Source organism: Caulobacter segnis (genome assembly GCF_019931575.1).
In the GTDB taxonomy this organism is placed as follows: domain Bacteria; phylum Pseudomonadota; class Alphaproteobacteria; order Caulobacterales; family Caulobacteraceae; genus Caulobacter; species Caulobacter segnis_C.
On record NZ_CP082923.1, the window covers coordinates 1,574,250 to 1,588,270 of the forward strand.

The window sequence follows — 14,021 nt, forward strand, 5'->3', positions numbered from 1 at the left end:
CGCGTTCTCCATGGGACTCGTTCCCATGGAGGCGCCGATGTCCCATCTCGACGAACTGAAGGAACAATTGGGCGAGGCGGTCGCCGCCCAGGACTTCGACACGGCCGTCCGCCTGCGGGCCGAGATCGACTCCATCCAGCACAGCGCCAAGGTGCGAGGCGTCGAGGAACCGGCCCAGGCCGCCTATTTCCAGCGACGGGAAGAGGAAAGCCTCAAGCCGTCCGGCTCCGCCCGCTGATCGCCGCGCCGGCGTCCTTGTCCAAGGCGAGATAGACCGGCAGGGCCAGCAAAGTCACCAGGCCGATCGCCACGAACGGCAGAGTGAAGCGGTCCGGCGTCAGGGCGCCGTCGGCGCCGCGCGCCAGGTGCAGCATGACGCCGCCGAAGCTGACGCCCAAGGCCAGGCCGACCTGCTGGGTCACGGCCGACAGGGTCGAGGCGGCGGCCGTCGAGGTCTCCGGCACGTCGGCATAGGCGATGGTGTTGGCGGCGATGAACTGGTTCGAGCGACAGAACCCGCCCAGGGTCAGGATCCCCATCATCAGCCACATCGGCGTCGCCGGCGCGAAGAAGCCTGGCGCGGCCGTGAACAGCGCCGTCAGAGTGACGAATACCGTCAGCGCGGTGCGGAAGCCGAACCGCTTGAGGCCCGCCGCCGCGAACGGGCGGGCGACCAGCACGCCGACGCCGGTCGTCAGGGTGACGAAGCTGGCCTTCAGCGGGCTCCAGCCCAGGGCCACCTGCAACAGCAACGGCATCAGGAACGGACTGGCGCCGATGCCCAGCCGCACCAGCGTCCCGCCCAGAAGACTGGCGCGGTAGGTCGGATAGCGCAGCAAGCTGAGGTCCAGGATCGGGCGGCCCGTGCGCTTGCAGATCCGCAAGTAGAGCAGGCCGCAGGCCAGGGACAGCGCCAGCAGCGCGACCTGGGCCCAAGGCGGCAGCAGGTCGACGCCGGCGGTCTCGGCCACGACCACCAGGCCGCTGATCGCGAGGGCGGACAGCATGAAGCCGGGCGTGTCGAAGCGGCCAAGGTCTCGCTTGGGCTCGCTCCGGGGCACGAAGCGCATGACAGCGGTCATGCCCAGCAGGCCGACGGGCAGGTTGATATAGAAGATCCACGGCCAGTCGGCGACGCTGAGCACAAGCCCCGCGATCGGCGGGCCGATCAGCGGGCCCACCAGGGCGGGCATGGTGAACCAGCCCATGGCGGTCAGCAGCTTGTCCTTGGGCGTGGCGCTGACCACGATCAGCCGCGCCACCGGCGTCATCATCGCCCCGCCCAGGCCCTGGACGATCCGCGAGGCCACCAGGCCTTCGAGGTTCCGAGACAGGCCGCAGAGCGCTGACCCCAGCAGAAACACGATCATGGCCGACAGGAAGACCCGGCGCGCGCCGAACCGCTCGGCCGCCCAGCCGCTGGCCGGGGTGAAGACCGCCAGGGCCAGGATGTAGGAGGTCAGGGCTAGCTTCAGGTGGATCGGGTCGACCGCGAAGGCGCGCGACAGGGTCGGCAGGGCGGTCGAGAGCGCCGTGGAGTCGATGAACTCCATCAGAAGCGCGCTGGCCACCGCGATCGAGACGAGACGCGTCGACAGCGGGGAGGGGGAGGGCTCTGAAGGCGGCTCGGACACGAGGGGGCTTTACGCCGATGGCGCGCGGGGGTCCAGACGCGCGCCGGTCACATCCTTTCAAGACCGAAACAGCCGGGGCGGCGAAGCTCCGCGCCATGAACCGACGCCAGCTTTTCCTCACCGCCGCCGCGCTCTCCTTGAGTGGACTGGCGGCTGTTTCCGCCTCTCCGGTCCTGGCCGCGCCGATCCGCACCCGGTGGACGGTCAGCCTGTCCGAGGGTTTCGACGCCCTGTGCTTCCTGGGGCCGCTGTCGGGCAAGGACTTCTACGCCCGCTACTACAAGGACGAACTGGCGCAGATCCTGCCGCGCATGCCCAAGGCGGCGATGGCGGCGATGGCCAGCCTGCAGGCCGAGGCCGACAAGGAAAGCCAGCTGCTGGGGCCGGGCCTCTGCACCCTGATGTCGGGCGGGCCGACCGAGACGCTGGACGCGGTGATCGCCGCCCTCGACGCGGCCGAGACGGCGCTGCTGCCGGCCTACAAGGCCAGCGCCTACTGGGACGCCAAGGACTGGGATCAGTTCGTTGCCCGCCGGCCGCGCCTGCGGCTGGTGCTGGACGGCCTGCGCCAGGCGGGCTTCCCGGACCTGCGCCGACGGATGCTGGCCCCGACGGCCGAGACCCGCCTGCCGGCCCTGCGCCAGACGCTGGCCGGCTATGACGTGATCGCCGAGCAGGAGCGCCTGCTGGGCCGGTCGCTGGACGCCTCGCTGGAGATCGTCCTGCTGTGGTTCAACAAGCCCCATGGCATCCGCGTGCAGGGGCAGCGCTTCATCACCGGCATCGCCTGGCCCGACGAGATCGTGTTGCGCAACGCCGCCCACGAGGTGCTGCATCCGCCGTTCCCGATGGATGGCCCTGCCGCCAAGGCGGCGCTGGCGGTGCTGGAGAAGGACGCGCTGCTGACCAGGATCGTCGCCGAGCACGACCCGGCCTTCGGCTACAACAGCCTGGAGGGTTTGCTCAACGAAGACATGGTCGAGGCGCTGGAGCAGATCGTCAGCGAGCGCCTGGGCTTCGCGGTCGAACCGCATACGCGCTGGGAGCAGGCCGACGATGGGATGCACGTGCTGGCGGCGGGGCTGTACGGCCTGCTGAAGGCCGACGGCTATGATCGGACGGGCGGCGACATCGAGGCCTGGACGATCGCCGCGGCCAGGAGCGGCAAGCTCTCGCCCGCCAGCCTGCACGCCAAGGCGGCCGAGGTGACCCGGCGGCCGGTCGATCAGCTCTGGCCGTTGAAGAAGGCCTGAGGGCGGTTGTTCCTAGTGGCCCGGCCTGGGCTCGAAGGTGCGCTTTTCCTTCATCTTCACGCAGTCCTTGTCAGGCTTCTGACCGTGCTGGGCCTTGGGCTCCGACTTCGGGAAGCAGAGGCCCTGCATGGGGTTCTGGTTCTGAAAGCCGCTCGTCATGCTTCTTCTCCCGTACGCTTCAGACTATCACGCCGCGCGATCGATTTCGTCGACCAAACGCACGTCCACGGAGACGTGAAGACGCGAGGTCCCGGGATCGCCGATGATCGCGCCCGAGACGGGTAACGCCTGGGCGGGGGTCCGGGTGGCGGCCACGCGGATCAGGTCGGGCGACTCGACGAGGCCGTTGGTGGGGTCGAATTCCAGCCAGCCCAGGTCCGGCAGGAACACCTCGCACCAGGCGTGGGTCGCGCCAGCCCCGCGGATCTGGGTCCCGGGCGAATGGATGTAGCCCGTGGCGAACAGGGCCGCGTAACCCAGACGGCGCAGGCCCTCGACCATCAGCCAGGCCAGGTCGCGGCAGGCGCCGCTGCGCTTCCGCAGGGTCTCGACGGGGGTCTGGACGCCCTGCTCGTGGCGGGTGCGATATTCGAACTGCTGGTGGATCAGCTCGTTGACGCGCAGCAGGAAGGCCAGGGCCGGCTCGTCGCGATGGGCCTGCAGGCCGCGCAGCCAGCGCAGCAGCACCGCGCCCTCGTCGTCGGTGACGGGGGCGATGAACGGCTCCAGGGTCGCGCGGTCCTCGCGGGAGTAGACGATCGGCGTCAGGGTGTCGGGGTTCTCGACCCGCTGCGGGACCAGCGGGGCGGGATAGCGGTCGATGACCAGCTCGCTGGCCACCCGCATGGCGTCAGACTTGCCGTCGGGCTGGAAAATGCAGATGCAGTTGCCGTTGGCGTCGTAGCTCCAGCGCGTGCCGCCGGGCGGAAACAGGCGGAGCGAGGCCTCGACGATGCGCAGCGCGTGGCTGTCGCGCGGCCGGATCATCAGCCGCTGCGGTCCGAACCGCACCGGCCGTTCATAGTAGTACCGGGTCTCGTGAAGAATCCGCAGCCGTCCCATGCCGGAGCCTCAACGCGCCGGCATGGCCCAGGTTCCGGGAAGCCTCAGGCGCGGAAGCCGGCCTCGGCGAAGGACAGCATGCGCTCCAGCAGGGCGACGACGTCGGCCTCGCTGGTCTGGCCTTCCGACAGCACGTTCAGGCGGTCGAACTCGGCGAAGCGGTTGTTGTGCAGCATGCCCAGGGTGAAGTGCAGCCGCCAGTAGACCTCTTCCGGCGACAGGTCCGGGCGGGCGCGCAGCAGGGCGTCGGAGAAGCGGCGCAGGTGCGAGACGTCGGTCTTCAGCACCTGGCGGATCTCGTCGGTGCCCTCGCTGCGGGCGCGGATCACGAACTGCAGCGAGATGCGGCGCTCGTGGTCGGGCGCCAGCCAGCGCAGGGGCGGGGTCAGGAGGGCGGCCAGGATATCGCGCAGCGACGGGGTCCCGCCGCTGCGGTCGTTGGCCTCGTGCAGCATCTTGGCCCGCTCGCGGTTGAGCTCGGCCGTGCGGCGCTTGAAGATTTCGAACAGCAGCGCGTCCTTGGACCCGAAGTGGTAGTTCACCGAGGCCAGGTTCACGCCGGCGGCGGCGGTGATGTCGCGCACCGACACGTTCTGGAAGCCGTGAAGCGCGAACAGGCGCTCGGCGGCGACGAAGACCAGGTTCTTGGTGGCGGCTTCGGTCTCGGCGGCCTCGACTTCTTGCGAGGCGGCGTCGGTGGTCGGACTCACTACGTATTCCCCTTTACCCGTAGGGAACTCTTACGGCTGTTCGAATTTGGCGCAAGCGTCAAGATCACCGCCGGTGGCGTATGACCGCGTTCGCGTTTAGGCTTTTCGCGGCGAATGCGCGGGGAGCGGGCAATGATCGGCATGCTGACGGCCTTGATGCTGCTGGCGGGGCAGGCGGCTCCTCAAGGGGCGGCGCCGGCGCCGACCGAGCCGAGCGCGTCGTCCAAGGTCGATTCCGTGACGATCACCGCGCCCGGCCAGAAGGCGGCGCCGCTTCCGAAATGGTCGACGCGGATCGAGGGGATCGGCTGGCCCTATCTGGGCGTGGGCGAGGACAAGGGGATCATCACCTTCGCCAAGACCGGCAAGACGCCCGCCGGCCGGGCCTGGCAGCGCGTCTGGGTGCGCCATGAGTTCCGCGCCCCGCGGACCGAGGCCGGCCTGACCTTTCGCTCCGAACGCATGGCGCAGGACGTCGATTGCCAGGCCCGGGCCTTCCGCAGCCTGGCGGTCTATCGCTATCCCGAGAACAACCTGAAGGGCGCGGAGACGGCCTATGCGTTCGAGGAGCGCGGCTGGACGAAGCCCGAGCCCGGCGCCTTCGACGAGAGCGTGATCGAGGCCGCCTGCATGAAGCCCCTGGCGGCGGGCTAGCGGCGCACGACCTGGCGCTGCTGGACCTTGGGGTCGACCGCCAGGTTCCAGAGGTAGACCTGCCGGGCCTTGGACCCGGGCGACAGGGACCTCAGTTCCCGCACCTGGTCCTTGGTGAGACGGAAGCGGCGATAGCCGCGTTCGCCCAGACATTTGGCCAGCGGCTCCTGCAACTGGCTGGAGATTTCTCGCCAGGGCCGGGTCATGCGTTGCGGATTGGGGGCGGCGGCGTCGACCATCTCGCGCGTCGGCATGTCGACGTCCTTCTCGGCGTCGGGGATCACGATGTTGCTGGTGAAGACGAGGTCGACAAGCGGGTACTCCACCGACGCGTCCTGCCCCACGCGATAGGCGCATTCGACCGCGTCGGTGCGGTACTGCAGGAACGAGACGCCCGGCTGGCCCCAGCTCTCGTCGCCCCGTTGGCGCTGGGCCAGGGCTGGCTGGGCGACCAGGATGGCGGTCACGGCGAGCAGGGCGAGGCGGGACATGGGACGCTCTCCGGCGGTTCGCGTCCAGAGATAGCGGTAACGCGGTTCGCCGAGAAGCCGTCAGCCGGCGATCGGGGCCAGGCGCTCGACCGGACGGCCCATCTGACCCCGGCGCAGCTGGCGCAGCAGCGGTCGGCCGACGGCCACGCCCAGGATCAGCGGAGCCAGGGCCAAGGCCAAGGCCTTGCGGCGCTTGCTATCGGCGCGCTTGAGGAAGTAGCGGACCAGGCCGCGACCCTTGTGCCACTCGACGACCAGGGGGTTTTCCTTGCTGGTCGAGCCGACGTGGACGATGCGGGCGTCGGGCTGGAAGAGCACGGAGCCGCCTTGCTTGCGCGCGCGCCAGCACAGGTCGATGTCCTCGACGTGCAGGAAGTAGCCTTCGTCGAAGCCGCCCAGCACGTGGAAGTCGGCCGCCGACATGTAGAAGCAGGCGCCCGAGATCGTAGGGGTGTCCACCGGGTAGGGCGGCGGGGGCTCACCCTCCCGGTGGATCTCGAAGCGGCGCAGCGGGGGCAGGGTGGCGCTAAGCTTCGAGAGGGTAAGCAGGGTCGTGACGGGCGTGATCTCGCCGCGTCGCGCGCCCCGCTGTTCTGTGCCGTCCGTGTTGAACACCCGCGCCCCGATGATGCAGGGCGAGGGGCGATCGCGCGCGGCGTCGGCGAGGGCCGCGATCGCGCCGGGGGTCAGGAAGGCGTCGGGATTGAGGAAGACAAGGGCCTCGCCCTTGGCGGCGGCCGCGCCCAGGTTGGCGGCGCGGGCGAAGCCGATATTGCCCAGGCCCTGCAGCAGACGCACGCGAGGCTCGCGTCGGGCCAGCTCGCGCAGCCAGGCCGCGTCGGCCAGGGACGAGCCGTTGTCGACGATGATGAACTCCTCGACCCGGGGTTCGGCCAGGACGTGGCGTACGCTCTCCATCAGGGCGGGACCGGTCATGTAGACGACCATCACCAGCGACAGGCGCGGCGTGATCGCTAAAGCGGCGGCCCTGGAATGGGCGGGGTCGATCGAAACGTACATGCGTCTGCTTCGTTCAAAATAGTTGCGTAAAAACTGTATGTGGAATGATGATGGTCCGCAAGGCCTCGCGAGCGGCCGACATTCGATTGTTGCGTTTTTATGCAATGTGTAACAACTAGGGAGCGCCCGCTGGTGGGCGCGGAAGCGGCTGTGCGATGTCAAGAACGGCGATGAATCCCGCCAAGGCGGCGTTGACCAAGTCCCTTCGTCGCGAGGCGGGGCGCTGGCTGAAGGCCGCGCGCGAGGCCGCGGGCCTCACCCAGGCCGAGCTGGCGGAGAAGACGGGCCTGCGATACTACACCTTCGTTTCCCAGGTGGAGAACGGTCTCGGACGCGTGCCGATCGAGGCTCAGGCCGTCTGGGCCGAAAGCCTGGGACTTGATCCAGGGCCTTTCGCCCGCACATTGCTGAGATATTACGAGCCCGAACTGCATCGCTTGCTGTTCGACGGCCTGACCGAGGAGGTCGAGCCGATCGCCACCGAGCGGGCCGCGCAGGCCTGACGAGACGATAGATGGGTGAGATCCTAGCCTTCAGCCCGCGGCCGCCGGCCAGCGACTGGTCCGCCAACGAGCGGGGCCTGCTGATGCTGCTCACCCAGCAGCTCGCCGCGACCTATGGCGAGGTCGACGGCGTGTTCGGCCAGACCGATTCCGGCGATCCCTGGTACGTGGTCACCGACGCCAACCAGGACGTGCTGGTCCACATCGCCCGCATCGACGGCCAGTTCGTGGTGCACGACGCGGCCGTCGACATGTTCCATCAGGTCGGCAGCCTGTGGGGCGCCCTGCGCCAGGTGCTGACCTCCAACATCGACGACCAGGGCGGCGTGGTCGTGGCCTTCAACCCGTCCAGCCGCGAGGCGCAGTCCTTCCTGTCGCTGGTCATCGCCGTGGGCCTCTATCTGGAGCTTCGCGGCGTCGAGCTGGGCGAGGCCGGCCGCCTGAACTTCGAGAACCTGCCGCGTGTCGACGACCCGGCGATCGAAGGCGTGGCCTCCAAGCTGATCGCGGCCCTGAACCTCGAGGCGGACCGCACCCAGGACCATCCGGCGGCGTCGGTCGCCGCCGGCGCCGTGTCGGGCCAGGTCGCCAGCGCGCCGCCGGCGAAGTCCGTCGTCGTCGAGGGCGTCGCCGTCGAGACCCTGGCGCAGGGCCACGATGGCCTGGCGCCGGTTCAGGTGTCGCATCTCGCGCAGGCCGAGGCTTCGCCGTCCCCGACCCCTTCCGCCTCGCCCGACTCGGCGCCGCAGGCCGAGGAGGCCCGTGAAGGCCTGTACGAGCTGACGATCACCGGGGGGAGCGACATCGCCGCGCCCGGGACCGGCTTGACCGGCGCCAAGTACACGATGGCCGGTACGGCCGGCGACGACGTTCTGGTCGGCACGGCCGAGGGCGACACGATCGCCGCCGGCGCGGGCGACGACTATGTGGACGGCGGCGGCGCCCAGAAGGGGCAGATCGATCGCATCGACGGCGGCGCGGGCGACGATCGCATCGTCATGAACGCCCGGGTCGTGGCCTCCGGCAGCGCGGGCGCCGACACCTTCCTGATCTCGGCCAACGAGCCGACCAGCAAGGCCGAGATGCTGCTGGGCGTGGTGCTCGACTATTCGGCCGCCAGGGGCGACCACCTCGCCGTTCTCGGCAGGGGCCAGATGACGGTCGTGAGCACGGCCACGGTCAGCGACGTCCTGGCTGTCCAGGGCGCGACTCTGGGCGAGGCGACGGCCAGCCAGGTGGCCGACGTGAACACCGCCGTGGCCGGCACGCGCGTCGGGTTCGACCTGAACGGCGACGGTGCCGAGGACGTCTTCATCCTGCTGGGCGGCGCGACGACCTCGAACTTCAAGATCGGCGCGACGATCGCCAATGACCACGCCGAGGTGAAGGTGCCCCTGGTCGGCCAGGCGTCGACCGCCGACATCAGCGGTCACGCGGGCGATCCGCCCGCGACCACGCACTAAGCCGCTGAGCCTTTAGCCCCGGACCAGCTCCCGCATCGCCTTGTCCAGGCCCTCCAGGGTTAGCGGATACATGCGGTCGGACAGGATCTGCTTCATCACCCCGATCGACTGGGTGTAGTCCCAGTGCCGCTCGGGCGTCGGGTTCAGCCAGATGCAGCTCTGGTAGATGTCGGTGACCCGCTGCATCCAGATCGCGCCCGGCTCCTCGTTCCAGTGCTCGACGCTGCCGCCCGGATAGGTGATCTCGTACGGGCTCATGGTCGCGTCGCCGACGAAGATCACCTTGTAGTCGGCCGGGAACTTGTGAAGCACGTCAAAGGTCGGGATCTTCTCGGTGTGGCGGCGCTTGTTGTCCTTCCAGACGGTCTCGTAGAGGCAGTTGTGGAAGTAGTAGAACTCCAGGTTCTTGAACTCGGTCTTGGCGGCGCTGAACAGCTCCTCGCAGAGCTTGATGTGGCCGTCCATCGAGCCGCCGATGTCGAAGAAGATCAGCACCTTGATGGCGTTGCGGCGCTCGGGGCGCAGCTGGATGTCGAGGTAGCCCTTCTCGGCCGTGCCCTTGATCGTGCCGTTCAAGTCCAGCTCATCGGCCGCGCCGGTGCGGGCGAACTTGCGCAGGCGCCGTAGGGCGACCTTGATGTTGCGGGTGCCCAGCTCGACCGAGTCGTCGAGGTTCTTGTATTCGCGCTTGTCCCAGACCTTCACCGCCCGGCCGTGGCGGCTCTTGTCCTGGCCGATGCGTACGCCCTCGGGATTGTAGCCGTTGTTGCCGAACGGACTGGTCCCGCCCGAGCCGATCATCTTGTTGCCGCCCTCGTGGCGCTTTTTCTGTTCGCGCAGGCGCTCCTGCAGGGTTTCCATCAGCTTCTCGAAACCGCCCAGGGCCTCGATCTGGGCCTTCTCCTCGTCGGTCAGGAACCGCTCGGTCAGGGCCTTCAGCCACTCCTCCGGGATGTCGGCGGCCAGGCCCTCATTGACCGTCTCCAGGCCCTTGAACACGTGGCCGAACACGCGGTCGAACTTGTCGAGGTTCTTCTCGTCCTTCACCAGGCTGGCGCGCGACAGGTAGTAGAAATCCTCGACCGAGCGATCGATGACCTCCTTGTCGAGGGCCTCCATCAGCAGGAGGTACTCGCGCAGGCTGACCGGCACCTTGGCCTGGCGGAGCTCGGAGAAGAAGCGAAGGAACATCGGCGCGGCTTTCGAACAGATGTTCGAGAGAATGGAGGGTTCTGAAAGCGGACGCAATCACCCCCGTCGCAGGATGAACTCCAGGTCCCGCGTCTCGCCGACCGGGAAGTGGTACTCGCCGACCTTCGCAAAACCCATGCGGCCATAGAGCTTCTGCGCGCCGAAGTTCTCGGACCAGACGCCGATCCACAGGCGGCGCGGGCCGTCTTTTTCCAGCCAGTCCAGCGCCGTGTTCAGCAGTCGCGAGCCGCGGCCGCCGCCCTGGTGGCTCTTCAGCACGTAGATCCGTTTCAACTCGCCGTCGCCCGGCGCGACCTCGTCGTGCGGCAGGTCGCAGGGGCCGGCCAGGGCGTAGCCGATGGCCTCGCCGTCCTCGTCCTCGAGCAGCCAGGTCGCCTTGTCGGGATGGGCCAGGTCGCCCCGCGTCCGTTCCAGGCCATAGGCGTAGGCCAGGAAGGTCTCCAGATCCTCGGGCGGGTAGAGGTGGGCGAAGGTCTCGGTGAAGGTGCGCGCGCCCAGGCTGGACACGGCGCCGGCGTCTTCGATGGTGGCTCTACGGAGGGTGTCGGTCATGGCGACTTGGTAGCCGCCAGGACCGGACCTTTGCAACGCGCTCTAGAAGCCTTCCAGCGCCACCTTGCCGACGGTGCGGGCGCGCTCGACGATGCGATGGGCCTCCAGCAGGTCGGCCGCGCGGATCTTGCCGACCACCTGGGTGAGGGTGGTGCGCAGGACGCCGCGGTCGACCAGGTCGGCGACCTCGGTCAGCAGCCTGTGCTGCTCGATCATGTCCGGCGTGCCCTGCGGGCGAGCGAACATGTATTCCCAATGGATCGAGGCGGCCTTGGCCTGCAGCGGGCGGATATTCAGATCGCCGTCGGCCTCGATGACGCCGATCTTGCCTTGCAGGGCAATGGCCTCGGACACCTGCGGGAAGTGCTGGGCGCTGTGGGTCAGGCAGGCGATGTAGGCCGGGGCGTCCAGGCCTAGGCGCTTCAATTCTTCGACTAGCGGCTTGGTGTGATCGAAGGTGTGGTGCGCACCGAGTTCCTCGACCCACCGCCGGGTCTCGTCGCGCGAGGCGCTGGCGACGACGGTCAGCTTCGTCAGCTTGCGGGCCAGCTGGATCAGGGCCGAGCCGACGCCGCCGGCTCCGCCGATGATCACCAGGGTCTGGCCCTGGCCGCCCTCGCGCTGGACGCCGAAGCGGTCGAACAGCAGCTCCCAGGCGGTGATGAAGGTCAGCGGCATGGCGGCGGCCTGGGCGAAGTCCAGGCTGGCGGGCTTCCTGCCGACGATGCGCTCGTCGACCAGCTGCAGCTCGGCGTTGGAGCCCTGGCGCCCGATGGCGCCGGCGTAGAACACCTCGTCGCCGGGGGCGAACAGAGTCACCGACTCGCCCACCGCCTCGACCACGCCGGCGGCGTCGAAGCCCAGCACGCGGACCTCGCCCGGCGCCGGCTGGGCGCGGCCGCGCACCTTGGTGTCCACCGGGTTCACCGAGACGGCCTTCACCCGCACCAGGATGTCGTGACCGGTCGCCACGGGATCGGGCGCCTCCAGGTCGAGCAGGGCGTTGGGATCGGTGGCGGGCAGCAGCTCGCGGAAGCCGACGATCTTCATGTTGATCTCCAAAGAAACGGCGGTCTCGAACCGCGAGCAGGAGATCGCGCTAGGCTACGATCTTAGCAAGTACGGTCATTTTCTGTATGTAGTACCCATTTGTATACCGTGAGGCAGTCGATGGACGATCCCAAGGAGTGCGGCGTGGAGGCCGCGCTGAACCTGATCGACGGCAAGTGGAAGGGCGTGATCCTGTTCCACTTGCTGAAGGGGCGGATGCGCTTCAACGCGCTGGGGCGGAAGCTGGGGGCGGTGACCCAGCGCATGCTGACCAAGCAACTTCGCGAACTCGAGCGCGACGGCCTGATTGTCCGCACGGTCTATGCGGAGGTGCCGCCGAGGGTCGAATATGCGCTGTCGGCCAAGGGGCGCAGCCTGGAGCCGGTGATCTCGGCGCTCAAGGCCTGGGGCGACGCCAACGTCCTGGGCGTGGCGGCCGAGCCGGCGCGCAAGGCGGGCTGAGCCATGACCCTGGCGCTTTACACCCATCTCGACATGCTGGATCACCAGCCGGGTCACGGCCACGTGGAGAGCCCCGAGCGCCTGCGGGCGGTGATCGACGCGCTGAACGACGATCCGAACCTGGCCCTGGAGCCGAGGGACGCGCCGCTGGTCGATGTCGAGGACCTGCTGCGGGTGCATCCCCAGGGCTTCGTCGACGCCGTCTTCGCCGCCGCGCCCAGCAACGGCCGGCGGTCGCTGGACCCCGACACCGTGTTGTCGACCGGCAGCCTGACGGCCGCGCGGCGGCCGGCGGGGGCTTGCGCGGCGGCCGTGCGGGCCGTGGCCGTCGGCGAGACCGAGCGGTCATTCTGCGCCGTGCGGCCGCCGGGCCATCACGCCGAGCCGGGCGTGGCGATGGGCTTCTGCGTCTTCTCCAACGTCGCCGTGGCGGCCCGCGCGGCGCAGGCGGCGGGCCTCAAGCGGGTGGCGATCGTCGATTTCGACGTCCACCACGGTAACGGCACCCAGGCGGTGTTCGAGAACGACCCGACCGTGTTCTTCGCCTCGATCCACCAGTCGCCGCTGTATCCCGGCACGGGCGACCCGTCGGAGCGCGGCGTGGGCAACATCGCCAACGCCACCGTCGCGCCCCATGCGCCGCGCGAGACTTGGCGCGCGCGATTCGAGGGGCTGATGGACAAGGTCGACGCCTTCGCGCCCGAGCTGCTCATCGTGTCCGCCGGCTTCGACGCCCACGCCCGCGATCCCCTGTCCGCCCAGAGCCTGGAGGAGGACGATTTCGCCTGGGCGACGCGGGCGATCGTCTCGGTGGCCAAGGCCCGCGCCAAGGGCCGGGTTGTGTCCTCGCTCGAGGGCGGTTACGACCTCCAGGCGCTGGGGCGGTCCGCCGCCGCGCATGTACGCGCTCTTCAGGAGGGGTGAGGGGACGGAACGGCTCTCGGGCCCACCGCCTTCTCTTCAACATGGCCGACGTCACCACCGCCGACCAAGCGACCCCGCCCGTACGACCGGGCGTCATCACCCTGGCCCGCCACGGCGAACCCGCCCTGTCGCGCCAGATCCGCCTCAATGCGCCCGAATACGGCGAGTGGTGGGCGCGCTACGAACTGGGCGGCCTCAAGGACGGCCAGGCGCCGCCGGACCAGCTGATCGAGATCGCCCGCGAGGCCGGCGTCATCATCGCCTCGACCCGCCGTCGCTCGATCGAGACCGCCCAGGCGGTGGTCGCCGGGCGCGCCTTCGCCACCGACCCGACCTTCATCGAGGCTCCGCTGCCGCCGCCGCCCTGGCCGCTGTGGCTGAGGATGTCGCCCAAGCGCCTGGGCTTCTTCGCCCGCTTCTGGTGGTGGTTCTTCAACAACCACGGCGGCCAGGAGACCCGCGCCGAGGCCGAGATGCGGGCCGGCAAGGCCGCCGACCTGCTGGTCGAGCTGGCGGACGGGGGGCAGGACGTGCTGGTGGTCGCGCACGGCTTCTTCAACTGGATGATCGCCGCCGCCCTCAAGAAGCGTGGGCTGGCGAAGCTGGTCGACGAGGGTCACGGCTACTGGAGCCTAAAGCGCTTCCGCCGAACCCAGGCCCAATAAGCCTCTTCCCTTAACCGCGCCTAGGCTCTAGGCCGTTGCCCGCGCCGCCCGTCGCCACTAGGCTGACGGCCGTTCACCCGAGAGCAGAAATGACCGACGCCGCGAGCATCCCCGCTGACATCTCCGCCCTCAGCTTCGAGGAAGCGTTGGCGCAGCTGGAGCGCATTGTTCAGGAACTGGAGTCCGGCCAGGCGGCGCTGGAACGCTCGATCGACATCTACGAGCGCGGCGCGGCCCTGAAGGCCCACTGCGAGAAGAAGCTGGAGGCCGCGCGCCTGAAGGTCGAGAAGATCGTCCTGGGGCAGGGCGGGGCCGTCGCGGCCGAAGCGGCCGAGTTCAACTGATGGGGGGCGTCCGTCCGACCAG

At 69.1% G+C, this 14,021-nt stretch carries 18 protein-coding genes; 9 read left to right on the forward strand and 9 right to left on the reverse strand.

Annotation, left to right across the window (positions count from 1 at the left end; translation table 11 throughout):
* The first annotated feature begins 37 nt into the window (after positions 1 to 37).
* The gene (locus K8940_RS07275) at positions 38 to 238 is read left to right on the forward strand and encodes a UvrB/UvrC motif-containing protein (protein ID WP_223394222.1); all 201 of its coding nucleotides are present in this window, start codon (positions 38 to 40) and stop codon (positions 236 to 238) included.
* Here K8940_RS07275 and K8940_RS07280 read toward each other — a convergent pair.
* Positions 213 to 1,634, reverse strand: a complete 1,422-nt coding sequence (locus K8940_RS07280; RefSeq protein WP_223394224.1) for an MFS transporter — start codon at positions 1,632 to 1,634, stop codon at positions 213 to 215. The two genes, K8940_RS07275 and K8940_RS07280, sit on opposite strands and share 26 nt — an antisense overlap.
* A gap of 95 nt (positions 1,635 to 1,729) precedes the next feature.
* On the opposite strand from K8940_RS07280, the gene K8940_RS07285 reads away from it, so the two are divergent.
* A complete protein-coding gene (locus tag K8940_RS07285; RefSeq protein ID WP_223394226.1) occupies positions 1,730 to 2,887 on the forward strand; it encodes a hypothetical protein in 1,158 nt (385 codons plus the stop codon).
* 12 nt (positions 2,888 to 2,899) lie between these two features.
* Here the strand turns inward: K8940_RS07285 and K8940_RS07290 are convergent, their stop codons facing one another.
* Genes K8940_RS07290 through K8940_RS07300 form a run of 3 tightly spaced genes read right to left on the reverse strand, consistent with a single transcriptional unit; the run spans position 2,900 to position 4,659 of the window.
* The gene (locus tag K8940_RS07290; protein ID WP_223394228.1) at positions 2,900 to 3,046 is read right to left on the reverse strand and encodes a hypothetical protein; all 147 of its coding nucleotides are present in this window, start codon (positions 3,044 to 3,046) and stop codon (positions 2,900 to 2,902) included.
* A 27-nt stretch (positions 3,047 to 3,073) separates the two neighbouring features.
* Positions 3,074 to 3,949 carry a transglutaminase N-terminal domain-containing protein gene (locus K8940_RS07295; RefSeq protein WP_223394230.1) on the reverse strand — a complete coding sequence of 292 codons (876 nt, stop codon included), beginning with the start codon at positions 3,947 to 3,949 and terminating at the stop codon, positions 3,074 to 3,076.
* A 44-nt stretch (positions 3,950 to 3,993) separates the two neighbouring features.
* Entirely contained in the window at positions 3,994 to 4,659 is a 666-nt protein-coding gene (locus K8940_RS07300; protein ID WP_223394232.1) for a TetR/AcrR family transcriptional regulator, read from the reverse strand.
* 132 nt (positions 4,660 to 4,791) lie between these two features.
* On the opposite strand from K8940_RS07300, the gene K8940_RS07305 reads away from it, so the two are divergent.
* Positions 4,792 to 5,313 (forward strand): surface-adhesin E family protein, encoded by a 522-nt coding sequence (locus K8940_RS07305; RefSeq protein WP_223394234.1) that lies wholly within the window; start codon positions 4,792 to 4,794, stop codon positions 5,311 to 5,313.
* On the opposite strand, the gene K8940_RS07310 is transcribed toward K8940_RS07305, so the two are convergent.
* Both K8940_RS07310 and K8940_RS07315 read right to left on the reverse strand, forming a co-directional pair.
* Positions 5,310 to 5,804 (reverse strand): hypothetical protein, encoded by a 495-nt coding sequence (locus K8940_RS07310; protein ID WP_223394236.1) that lies wholly within the window; start codon positions 5,802 to 5,804, stop codon positions 5,310 to 5,312. The two genes, K8940_RS07305 and K8940_RS07310, sit on opposite strands and share 4 nt — an antisense overlap.
* A gap of 60 nt (positions 5,805 to 5,864) precedes the next feature.
* Positions 5,865 to 6,824: a glycosyltransferase family 2 protein gene (locus K8940_RS07315; protein WP_223394238.1), complete on the reverse strand. Its 960-nt coding sequence runs from the start codon at positions 6,822 to 6,824 to the stop codon at positions 5,865 to 5,867.
* Positions 6,825 to 6,979: 155 nt separating this feature from the next.
* Here K8940_RS07315 and K8940_RS07320 point away from each other — a divergent pair, with 155 nt between their 5' ends.
* Together K8940_RS07320 and K8940_RS07325 are read left to right on the forward strand one after the other, a co-directional pair.
* Complete coding sequence (locus K8940_RS07320) at positions 6,980 to 7,327, forward strand: helix-turn-helix domain-containing protein (protein WP_223394240.1); 348 nt, start codon at positions 6,980 to 6,982, stop codon at positions 7,325 to 7,327.
* 11 nt (positions 7,328 to 7,338) lie between these two features.
* The gene (locus tag K8940_RS07325; RefSeq protein ID WP_223394242.1) at positions 7,339 to 8,790 is read left to right on the forward strand and encodes a calcium-binding protein; all 1,452 of its coding nucleotides are present in this window, start codon (positions 7,339 to 7,341) and stop codon (positions 8,788 to 8,790) included.
* A gap of 12 nt (positions 8,791 to 8,802) precedes the next feature.
* Here the strand turns inward: K8940_RS07325 and K8940_RS07330 are convergent, their stop codons facing one another.
* The 3 genes from K8940_RS07330 to K8940_RS07340 are packed head-to-tail and all read right to left on the reverse strand — an operon-like array spanning position 8,803 to position 11,604.
* Entirely contained in the window at positions 8,803 to 9,981 is a 1,179-nt protein-coding gene (locus tag K8940_RS07330) for a vWA domain-containing protein (protein WP_223394245.1), read from the reverse strand.
* 57 nt (positions 9,982 to 10,038) lie between these two features.
* Positions 10,039 to 10,554 (reverse strand): GNAT family N-acetyltransferase, encoded by a 516-nt coding sequence (locus K8940_RS07335; protein ID WP_223394246.1) that lies wholly within the window; start codon positions 10,552 to 10,554, stop codon positions 10,039 to 10,041.
* Positions 10,555 to 10,596: 42 nt separating this feature from the next.
* Positions 10,597 to 11,604 carry a zinc-binding alcohol dehydrogenase family protein gene (locus K8940_RS07340; RefSeq protein WP_223394248.1) on the reverse strand — a complete coding sequence of 336 codons (1,008 nt, stop codon included), beginning with the start codon at positions 11,602 to 11,604 and terminating at the stop codon, positions 10,597 to 10,599.
* Positions 11,605 to 11,724: 120 nt separating this feature from the next.
* Between K8940_RS07340 and K8940_RS07345 the strand changes: the two genes are divergently transcribed.
* From K8940_RS07345 to K8940_RS07360, 4 genes are all read left to right on the forward strand, one after another.
* Positions 11,725 to 12,066 (forward strand): winged helix-turn-helix transcriptional regulator, encoded by a 342-nt coding sequence (locus K8940_RS07345; protein ID WP_223394250.1) that lies wholly within the window; start codon positions 11,725 to 11,727, stop codon positions 12,064 to 12,066.
* A 3-nt stretch (positions 12,067 to 12,069) separates the two neighbouring features.
* Entirely contained in the window at positions 12,070 to 12,990 is a 921-nt protein-coding gene (locus K8940_RS07350; RefSeq protein ID WP_223394252.1) for a histone deacetylase family protein, read from the forward strand.
* Positions 12,987 to 13,655, forward strand: coding sequence for a histidine phosphatase family protein (locus tag K8940_RS07355; RefSeq protein ID WP_223394254.1), 669 nt, complete (start codon positions 12,987 to 12,989; stop codon positions 13,653 to 13,655). The genes K8940_RS07350 and K8940_RS07355 overlap by 4 nt, the downstream gene beginning before the upstream one ends.
* Before the next feature lie 89 nt (positions 13,656 to 13,744).
* A complete protein-coding gene (locus K8940_RS07360) occupies positions 13,745 to 13,999 on the forward strand; it encodes an exodeoxyribonuclease VII small subunit (RefSeq protein ID WP_223394256.1) in 255 nt (84 codons plus the stop codon).
* The last annotated feature ends 22 nt before the right edge of the window (positions 14,000 to 14,021 follow it).

What these genes read in the sequence shown, in the direction of transcription:
- K8940_RS07290 (WP_223394228.1), bottom strand. Translation starts at nt 3,046, where the DNA reads ATGACGAGCGGCTTTCAGAACCAGAACCCCATGCAGGGCCTCTGCTTC.
- K8940_RS07320 (WP_223394240.1), top strand. Translation starts at nt 6,980, where the DNA reads ATGTCAAGAACGGCGATGAATCCCGCCAAGGCGGCGTTGACCAAGTCC.
- K8940_RS07285 (WP_223394226.1), top strand. Translation starts at nt 1,730, where the DNA reads ATGAACCGACGCCAGCTTTTCCTCACCGCCGCCGCGCTCTCCTTGAGT.
- K8940_RS07340 (WP_223394248.1), bottom strand. Translation starts at nt 11,604, where the DNA reads ATGAAGATCGTCGGCTTCCGCGAGCTGCTGCCCGCCACCGATCCCAAC.
- K8940_RS07310 (WP_223394236.1), bottom strand. Translation starts at nt 5,804, where the DNA reads ATGTCCCGCCTCGCCCTGCTCGCCGTGACCGCCATCCTGGTCGCCCAG.
- K8940_RS07330 (WP_223394245.1), bottom strand. Translation starts at nt 9,981, where the DNA reads ATGTTCCTTCGCTTCTTCTCCGAGCTCCGCCAGGCCAAGGTGCCGGTC.
- K8940_RS07295 (WP_223394230.1), bottom strand. Translation starts at nt 3,949, where the DNA reads ATGGGACGGCTGCGGATTCTTCACGAGACCCGGTACTACTATGAACGG.
- K8940_RS07360 (WP_223394256.1), top strand. Translation starts at nt 13,745, where the DNA reads ATGACCGACGCCGCGAGCATCCCCGCTGACATCTCCGCCCTCAGCTTC.
- K8940_RS07275 (WP_223394222.1), top strand. Translation starts at nt 38, where the DNA reads ATGTCCCATCTCGACGAACTGAAGGAACAATTGGGCGAGGCGGTCGCC.
- K8940_RS07315 (WP_223394238.1), bottom strand. Translation starts at nt 6,824, where the DNA reads ATGTACGTTTCGATCGACCCCGCCCATTCCAGGGCCGCCGCTTTAGCG.
- K8940_RS07350 (WP_223394252.1), top strand. Translation starts at nt 12,070, where the DNA reads ATGACCCTGGCGCTTTACACCCATCTCGACATGCTGGATCACCAGCCG.
- K8940_RS07325 (WP_223394242.1), top strand. Translation starts at nt 7,339, where the DNA reads ATGGGTGAGATCCTAGCCTTCAGCCCGCGGCCGCCGGCCAGCGACTGG.
- K8940_RS07345 (WP_223394250.1), top strand. Translation starts at nt 11,725, where the DNA reads ATGGACGATCCCAAGGAGTGCGGCGTGGAGGCCGCGCTGAACCTGATC.
- K8940_RS07305 (WP_223394234.1), top strand. Translation starts at nt 4,792, where the DNA reads ATGATCGGCATGCTGACGGCCTTGATGCTGCTGGCGGGGCAGGCGGCT.
- K8940_RS07335 (WP_223394246.1), bottom strand. Translation starts at nt 10,554, where the DNA reads ATGACCGACACCCTCCGTAGAGCCACCATCGAAGACGCCGGCGCCGTG.